Annotated in this window: 10 protein-coding genes and 1 tRNA gene; 9 read left to right on the top strand and 2 right to left on the bottom strand. The window is 72.7% G+C overall.

The genetic code is table 11. The features are described from left to right. On the top strand, positions 1-549 hold a 549-nt coding region (locus ACYVE9_RS10450), incomplete at its 5' end, for a TIGR03943 family putative permease subunit (protein WP_461027494.1). 37 nt (positions 550-586) lie between these two features. Here the strand turns inward: ACYVE9_RS10450 and map are convergent. After that, positions 587-1,354: a type I methionyl aminopeptidase gene (gene map, locus ACYVE9_RS10445; RefSeq protein WP_461027493.1), complete on the bottom strand. Its 768-nt coding sequence runs from the start codon at positions 1,352-1,354 to the stop codon at positions 587-589. A 139-nt stretch (positions 1,355-1,493) separates the two neighbouring features. On the opposite strand from map, the gene ACYVE9_RS10440 reads away from it, so the two are divergent. From ACYVE9_RS10440 to ACYVE9_RS10420, 5 genes are all read left to right on the top strand, one after another. Continuing rightward, a complete protein-coding gene (locus ACYVE9_RS10440; RefSeq protein ID WP_461027492.1) occupies positions 1,494-1,775 on the top strand; it encodes a helix-turn-helix domain-containing protein in 282 nt (93 codons plus the stop codon). Between the two features lie 242 nt (positions 1,776-2,017). Continuing rightward, positions 2,018-2,149, top strand: coding sequence for a hypothetical protein (locus ACYVE9_RS10435; RefSeq protein WP_461027491.1), 132 nt, complete (start codon positions 2,018-2,020; stop codon positions 2,147-2,149). Further along, a complete protein-coding gene (locus ACYVE9_RS10430; RefSeq protein WP_461027490.1) occupies positions 2,136-3,032 on the top strand; it encodes an alpha/beta fold hydrolase in 897 nt (298 codons plus the stop codon). The genes ACYVE9_RS10435 and ACYVE9_RS10430 overlap by 14 nt, the downstream gene beginning before the upstream one ends. Before the next feature lie 126 nt (positions 3,033-3,158). Continuing rightward, complete coding sequence (locus ACYVE9_RS10425) at positions 3,159-3,632, top strand: carboxymuconolactone decarboxylase family protein (protein ID WP_461027489.1); 474 nt, start codon at positions 3,159-3,161, stop codon at positions 3,630-3,632. Between the two features lie 162 nt (positions 3,633-3,794). Beyond that, positions 3,795-4,718: an RNA polymerase sigma-70 factor gene (locus ACYVE9_RS10420; protein ID WP_461027488.1), complete on the top strand. Its 924-nt coding sequence runs from the start codon at positions 3,795-3,797 to the stop codon at positions 4,716-4,718. Between the two features lie 139 nt (positions 4,719-4,857). On the opposite strand, the gene ACYVE9_RS10415 is transcribed toward ACYVE9_RS10420, so the two are convergent. Continuing rightward, a tRNA-Thr gene (locus tag ACYVE9_RS10415) sits at positions 4,858-4,931 on the bottom strand. Between the two features lie 276 nt (positions 4,932-5,207). Between ACYVE9_RS10415 and ACYVE9_RS10410 the strand changes: the two genes are divergently transcribed. From ACYVE9_RS10410 to ACYVE9_RS10400, 3 genes are all read left to right on the top strand, one after another. Further along, positions 5,208-6,329 (top strand): ABC transporter ATP-binding protein, encoded by a 1,122-nt coding sequence (locus ACYVE9_RS10410; RefSeq protein WP_461027487.1) that lies wholly within the window; start codon positions 5,208-5,210, stop codon positions 6,327-6,329. Between the two features lie 286 nt (positions 6,330-6,615). Continuing rightward, a complete protein-coding gene (locus tag ACYVE9_RS10405; protein WP_461027486.1) occupies positions 6,616-7,032 on the top strand; it encodes a hypothetical protein in 417 nt (138 codons plus the stop codon). Positions 7,033-7,092: 60 nt separating this feature from the next. Next, positions 7,093-7,863, top strand: a 771-nt coding sequence (locus ACYVE9_RS10400) for a nucleotidyltransferase family protein (RefSeq protein WP_461027485.1), incomplete at its 3' end; no start/stop codon positions are given.

Raw genomic sequence — 7,863 nt, 5'->3', positions numbered from 1 at the left:
GCCGCCGCGGGCGCGGGCGGGCTCGGGGGCGATGGCGGCGGGCACGGGCACCACCACGACCGTCCGCCCGCGGTCGCCTGGCTGCTGCTGGTGCCGGTACTGGCCCTGCTGCTCTTCCCGCCGCCCCCGCTCGGCTCCTACACCGCCTCCCGCGACGGCGGCCTGACCGTGGAACTGCCCAGCTCCTACGGCACGTTGCCCCGCCAGGACCCGGTCCGGCTGTCCATGACCGAGTTCACCGGCCGGGTGCAGCGGGACGAAGGGCGCGGCCTGGACGGCCGCGCCGTCGCCCTGATCGGCTTCGTCACCCCGCGTCCCGACGGCGGCTGGTACCTCACCCGGCACCTGGTCAGCTGCTGCGCGGCCGACTCCGTCAGCCTGAAGGTCCGGGTGCACGGCGCCGACCCGCCGCCGCTGGACAGCTGGGCCGTCCTGACCGGCACCTGGCGGCCGGCCGGCGGTGACGCCGTGGCCGTGGACGCCGTCACGGTCACCCCCGTCCCCGCTCCCACCAACCCCTACGGCGACACCCCGCCGCCGGCCCCCTGACCCCACGCGGCCCTGCCCGCCCCCGACCGCGCCGGCGTCAGGGCAGGGTGAGGATGCGGGGGCCGTCATCGGTGACGGCGACGGTGTGCTCGATGTGGGCGGCCCGGCTGCCGTCGGACGTGCGCAGGGTCCACCCGTCGAGGTCGGTGCGGTAGTCGTTGCCTCCACCGGACATGAGCATGGGCTCGATGGCGAGCGTCAGACCGTGGCGCAGCGGAAAGCCGCGCCGGGGCCGTCCACGGTTGGGGACGGGCGGGTCCTCGTGCATCCGGCGGCCGATGCCGTGGCCGCCGAAGTCCGTCGGCATGCCGCAGCCCGCCTCCCGCGCGACGGCGCCGATGGCGTGCGAGATGTCGCCGATGCGGTGACCGACCGTGGCTGCGGCGATTCCCGCGTCCAGGGCCCGTTGGGTGGCGGCGATGAGTTCCACATCGGCGGGGCGGGCGGTGCCGACGATGAAGCTGATCGCGGCGTCGCCGGTCCAGCCGTCGAGTTCGGCCCCGCAGTCGACGCTCACCAGGTCACCGTCGCGCAGGCGCTGGTCGCCGGGGATGCCGTGCACGACGGCGTCGTTGACGGAGACGCAGACCACGGCCGGGAAGGGCACGGGCGCGAAGGACGGCTGGTAGCCCAGGAACGGTGAGCGGGCCCCGGCTCGGGCCAGGACCGCCCGGGCGGCTTCGTCGAGTTCGCTGGGGCGCACCCCCACACCCGCCGCCTGCCGGGCGGCCTCCAGCGCGTGGGCCACGACCCGCCCGGCCTCCCGCATCGCCTCCAGTGCCGCGTCTGTCTTGATCTCCACCATGTGCCCTGCTCCTCCACCGCACGCCGCCACGCACGCACCCGCCCACTGACGTCCACGCACGCATGCGGACACGACGGACGCGTCCGTTCACGCACACGTCCGTGCACCCAATACTTATACCGGTATTAGTATCACGGGCATGGTGAGAGTTCCCTTGAGCCCGCAGGAGCGGCAACGCGGCGAGCGGTTCGGAGCCCTGCTCCGGCAGGCGCGCGGCGAGCGCAGCATGGTGGACGTGGCGGCGGCGGCCGGAGTGTCCGCGGAGACCCTGCGCAAGATCGAGACCGGCCGGGCCCCGACCCCCGCCTTCTTCACCGTGGCAGCCCTGGCGCACGCGCTGGACGTGTCACTGGACGACCTGGTCGCCGCCTGCACCGCCGAGGACGCCGACGACTGCATCGGACCGGCCATGACCGCGTGACCCCCGCCCGTCCGCCCGCGGTGTGCGGCGCCCGGCGACGGGTACACGCAGGCGACGCGGCGGAGCACCACCCGGGACCGGGCGTCGACGGACGCGGACGCCGCCGCCGGACTTGGACGTCCCGGGCCAGGGCCTCGTCGGGACCTCGTCGGGACCTCGTCGGGACCTCGTCGGGACCTCGTCGGGACCTCGTCGAGAACAAGACGCAGCCCGCAAGCGGGCCGGAGCGAGGAGGCAGGCAGATGCGGGTCGGGGACTCCATGGCCGTGGTGACCGAGGCATCGGGCGTCACCGCGTCCGCGTCCGTGCCGGTGCCCGGCCCGTTCCGGGACGTCCCCGACCTGGCCGGCGGACGACGACTTGCCGGCCGCTGACCGCCGCCCGCAGGGCCGGGCAGGTGGCCGGGGCAGGGACCGGGCGGACGGCCGGACGGAACACCGCACAGGCGGCTGGGCCGACCGCTGGGACACGCACGAGTTCACCGAGGCCGCCGGCACCCGCGTGCACGCCGCCCTGCTGGGACCGCACACGGCACCCGAGGTGGTGTGCGTGCACGGGCTGGGCTGCTCCTACCGCTACTGGCTGCCGTTCGCCCGCAGCCTCGCACCCCACGCCAGAACGGTGGCGGTGGACCTCCCCGGCTTCGGACGCACCCCGGGCCCGGCGCGGGCACTCGACGTCCGCGGACTGTCCCTGTCCCTCGCCGACTGGCTGCGGGCCACCGCCCGAGGCCCCGTCGTCCTGGTCGGCAACTCCATCGGCTGCCAGGTCGTGGTGGACCTGGCCGTCCACGCCCCCGAACTCGTCGGCGCCGTCGTGCTCAACGGCCCCACCTGCGACCGGCACGCCCGGTCGATGACCCGTCAGGCGCTGCGCCTGATGCGCGACATCCGCTGGGAGCGGCCGTCCCTCCTCGCCACCCTGATCGGCAGCTACGCCGCCTGCGGGTTGCGCCGGGCCTGGACGACGTTCCGGCACTGCCTGCACGACCCGATCGAGCACAAACTCCACCACGTGCGCACTCCGGCCGTCGTGGCCCGTGGCGGCCGCGACCCCATCGTGCCGCGCCGATGGAGCGGGGAACTCGCCGAGCGACTCCCCCGGGGCCGACTGGTCGAGATCCCCGGCGCCGGGCACGCCCTGCACCACCGCGCCCCCCTCGAACTCGCCCGCGTCACCCGCCCCTTGCTGCCCGCCCCGCCTCCCCCGGCCCGGCCCCCGTCGCCATCCCCGCCGCAGCAGCACCCTGACGGCTGACTCCCCCGGACCGCCGACGCCGGGCGCCGGAAGACGCGAGTCACGGGTCGCGTGCCTCCATGTCACAGGAAACCGGGCTGTCTCGTCTCAGGGGTGCAATCACTGATGACCACGGAGGAGCGGACGATGGAAGCACGGCTGAACTACCTCACCAGCCCGGTCGCCGGCAAGGCGCTCAAGCACTTCATGGCGGTCGGCAGGGCGGTCAGGGAATCGACGCTGCCGCCCGTGACACAGGAGCTGGTGGCGCTGCGGGTGAGCCAGATCAACGGCTGCGCCGCCTGCGTCGACATGCACACCAAGGAGGCCGCGGCGGCCGGGGAGACGGCGGTCCGGCTGCACCTGGTGGCGGCCTGGCGGGAGGCCACGGTCTTCACCGGGGCCGAACGTGCCGCGCTCGAACTGGCCGAGCGGGGAACGCGGATCACGGACGGGGCCGCCGGCGTCAGCGACGAGGTGTGGGCACGCGCCGCCGAGCACTACGACGAGGAGCAGCTCACCTCCCTGGTGATGCTGGTGTCCTTCATGAACACGGTGAACCGGCTGAACGTCATCACCCAGCAGCCGGCCGGCGACTACGTGGCCGGACAGCTCCGCTGAGGTCCTGCTGCCCGCCCGGGAGTGAGTAGGCGGGCGTCGGCACCGGTGGCCCGGGGGTCGTGGCCCGGGCCACCGGCGGGACGGAGGATCTTCCGAAGGGATCCGGGGCGCCGAGCACAGCCGGACAGGAGGCGAGGGACCGGTCGTGAACAAGGCCGAGTCATGAACAAGGTCGAGGAGTTCGAGGAGCTGCGGCCCCTGCTGTTCTCGATCGCCTACCGGATGCTGGGCAGCGTGGCCGAGGCAGAGGACGCGGTGCAGGAGACGTGGCTGCGCTTCGACGGCTCGGCGACCCGACCCGCGTCCACCAAGGCGTACCTGTCCGCCACCGTGACCCGGGTCGCGATCGACGTGCTGCGTTCGGCCCGGGTGCGGCGGGAGCAGTACGTCGGCCCGTGGTTCCCCGAGCCGCTGCTCACCGACCCCTACGACGACCCGGCACGCGCGGCGGAGCTGGCCGACTCGGTGTCGATGGCGGCGCTGCTGCTCCTGGAGCGGCTCAGCCCGCTGGAGCGGTCGGTGTTCGTGCTGCGCGAGGTGTTCGCCTTCGGCTTCGACGACGTCGCCGGCGCGGTGGGGCGTTCGGAGGCGGCCTGCCGTCAACTGCTGGTCCGCGCCCGCCGGCACATGCGGGCGGGGCGGCCACGCTTCGAGGCGGACCGCGAAGCACGGCAGGAGCTGGCCACACGGTTCTTCGACGCGTTGAAGGAGGGCGACGTGGACGGGTTGCGGGTCCTGCTGTCCGCCGACGTCCGTATGGTCGGCGACGGCGGCGGCAAGGCCCCCCAGTTGGCCAGGGCCGTCACCGGCCCCCGGAAGGTTGCCCGGCTGCTGGCCGTCGCCTACCCGCTGATGGCCACGATCGACGTGACCTTCGAGCCGCACGACGTCAACGGCCAGCCCGGCGCGGTCTTCCGCGACCCGGACGGCAGGATCCTGCACGTCCTGGCCCTCGACATGCTCGACGGGCGGATCCGGACCATCCGCTCGGTGATCAACCCCGACAAGCTCGGCCACCTCGGCCCGGTCGCCGACGCGTGGGCCGTCGACCGCAAGCTGAGGCAGGCCCACCGCCGAACGCGATGACACGGAACCACTCCCGGCAGCGGGACCGGAACTGGAACTGAGACTGAGAGCAGCAGGCTCGCCCGGCCGAAGCGGCGCCGCCGCGTTCCGTGACACAGAAAGCCCAGGTCAGACACCGTCTGACCTGGGCTTGTGGCGGAGCCTCCTGTCGGAGTCGAACCGACGACCTACGCATTACAAGTGCGTTGCTCTGGCCAGCTGAGCTAAGGAGGCGTCGCGCGGGCGCGGGGGCCGCGCGCGGGCTCGACCACTCTACACAGCGGTTCCGGGCGCGGGCCACGGCCCTTTCGCGGTGTCGGCCGCGGTGCCCGGGACGGCTGGACGCGGGGGGTGTCCGGGCGGTGACCGGGGGTTTTCCCGGGCGGGAACTACTGACAAAGCCCGGTCCTGCGGGTAGCGTCACGCCAATGCCCGCGCCCTGCGGGCTGCACCACCTCCACCTTTACTCGGATCGTCCGGCACGTTCCTGCCGGTGAAGGAGACAACAGCATGGCTACGGTCACGTTCGACAAGGCCACCCGTGTGTACCCGGGTAGCGAGAAGCCCGCCGTCGACGGGCTCGACATCGAGATCGAGGACGGCGAGTTCCTCGTCCTCGTCGGCCCCTCCGGTTGTGGCAAGTCCACCTCCCTGCGCATGCTCGCCGGGCTGGAGGACGTCAACGGCGGCGCGATCAGGATCGGTGACCGGGACGTCACGCACCTTCCGCCGAAGGACCGGGACATCGCCATGGTGTTCCAGAACTACGCGCTCTACCCGCACATGTCGGTCGCCCAGAACATGGGCTTCGCGCTGAAGATCGCCGGTGTGTCGAAGGAAGAGATCCGCCAGAAGGTGGAGAACGCGGCGAAGATCCTCGACCTGACCGAGTACCTGGACCGCAAGCCGAAGGCCCTGTCCGGCGGTCAGCGGCAGCGTGTCGCGATGGGTCGCGCGATCGTCCGGGAACCGCAGGTGTTCCTCATGGACGAGCCGCTGTCCAACCTCGACGCCAAGCTGCGCGTGCAGACCCGTACCCAGATCGCCTCCCTCCAGCGGCGCCTGGGCATCACCACCGTCTACGTCACCCACGACCAGGTCGAGGCCATGACGATGGGCGACCGGGTCGCCGTGCTCAAGGACGGTCTGCTCCAGCAGGTCGCCTCGCCGCGCGAGATGTACGACCGTCCCGACAACCTGTTCGTGGCGGGCTTCATCGGCTCGCCCGCGATGAACCTCGTCGAGGTGCCGATCACCGACGGCGGCGCGAAGTTCGGCAACAGCGTGATCCCGGTCGCCCGCGAGGCGGTGGCCGCGGCGTCCGCCCGTGGTGACAAGACCGTCACCGTCGGCGTCCGCCCCGAGCACTTCGACCTGGTGAGCGGCGACAGCGGCCAGTCGCTGTCGAAGGACGAGCCGGCGGGCCTGGCGGTCAGCGTCAACGTCGTCGAGGAGCTGGGAGCGGACGCCTTCGTCTACGGCACCGCTCAGGTCGGCGGCGAGACCCAGGACCTCGTGGTCCGGGTCAACGGCCGCGGCGCGCCGCGGAAGGGCTCCGAGATCCACGTCCTGCCCCGCACCGGCGAGAGCCACGTCTTCGCCACCTCGTCCGGTGAGCGCCTGACCGACTGATCCGGCAGCGACCGGCCCCGCCGTGACCGCCCGCACCGGCGGGTCACGCGCGGGGCGTTCGCGGGACGCCGGTGAAGAGGGGCCGTCGCATGCGCAGTTAGCGGATGTACGGCCCCTTTTCGATCCCGTACGTCAACACGCTGCCACGCGTACGGATGGATTGTTCCCTCATCAGGGTGACTAAATGTCGCCAAATCACTACTCCTCGCTACCATCACAGGCGAACCCCTCCCGGGCACCGAACCGTCCCGGTACCGCCGGGAACCCCTTCGCGAGGAAGACACCAGTGAATCAGGCAGCGCGCCGTATCGGCAGAACTCTTGCTCTCGTCCTCCCGGTCGTCCTGGTCCTGTCCGGGACACTCGCGGTGACCCGAGTGCCTTGGGCCACCGCTCCGTCGGAGGCGCAGATGCTGACCGCGTCCTCCGAGGAGGCGTCGAGCAAGGCCCCCGCGGACGCCCCGCACGAGGTACTGCAGAGGAAGCTCCTCACCAAGCTCAAGGAGGAGGACCCGGGCGTCGCGTTGACGGGCCTCCAGCGGTCCGTGGAGCGCCGGCCGTCGCTGGCCAAGCACTGCGCGGAGATCGCCCGGGTGCTCGGCAAGGCCGCGGTGCAGAAGTACGGCACCCCGCAGCGCGCCCAGCGCTTCTCCCGCCCGGTCTGCGACACCTCCTTCGCCTCGGGTGTGGCCGACTTCCGCTGAGTCCGCGCAGACGCCCGCCGCCCGCCGCCCGCCGCCCGCCACCCCGATAGCGTGCGGAGCATGACCGTTGCTCCGCACGCACCCACCCAGGCGGTGATCCTGGCCGGCGGCCAGGGAACCCGGCTGCGCCCGTACACCGACGACAAGCCGAAGCCGATGATCGAGATCCCGGGAACGGGAACGCCGATCATCGGCCATCAGCTTTCCTGGCTCGCCACGGAAGGCGTGACGGACGTCGTCGTCTCCTGCGGGCATCTCGCCGAGGTGATGCAGCGCTGGCTGGCGCAGGCCGACCTGCCGCTGCGGATCACCACCGTCGTCGAGGACGAGCCGCTCGGACGCGGCGGCGGACTGCGGTTCGCCGCCGCCGCGCTGCCCCGCCCGTCCGAGCCCTGGTACGCGACCAACGGCGACATCTGGACCCGCTTCCCGCTGCGCGACATGGCTGCGTTCCACACCGAGCGGGACGCCGTCGCGACGCTGGCGCTCGCCCGCCCCCGGCTCCCGTGGGGCGCGGTCCGGACGGACGGCTTCGGCCACGTCGTGGACTTCATCGAGTCGCCGCCCACCGCGTACGAGATCAACGCGGGCGTCTACGTCTTCGCCTCCGGCTTCACCGAGTTGCTGCCCGAACGCGGTGACCACGAGCGCACCACGTTCCCCCGGCTGGCCAGGGAGAACCGGCTGGCCGGGTTCTCCCTGCCGCACGGCGCGTACTGGCGGGCCATCGACACCGCCAAGGACCTGACGGAAGCCGCGAAGGAACTCGCCGACCACCGGGGGACCCCTCCGACCCCCCCGGCCGCCGCCGCGGGCCCCACCGGCTCGGCG

It is taken from the genome of Streptomyces sparsus (assembly GCF_054776295.1).
Note: the sequence above shows the minus strand (reverse complement) of the source record. Positions and strands in the feature narration are given on the sequence as shown.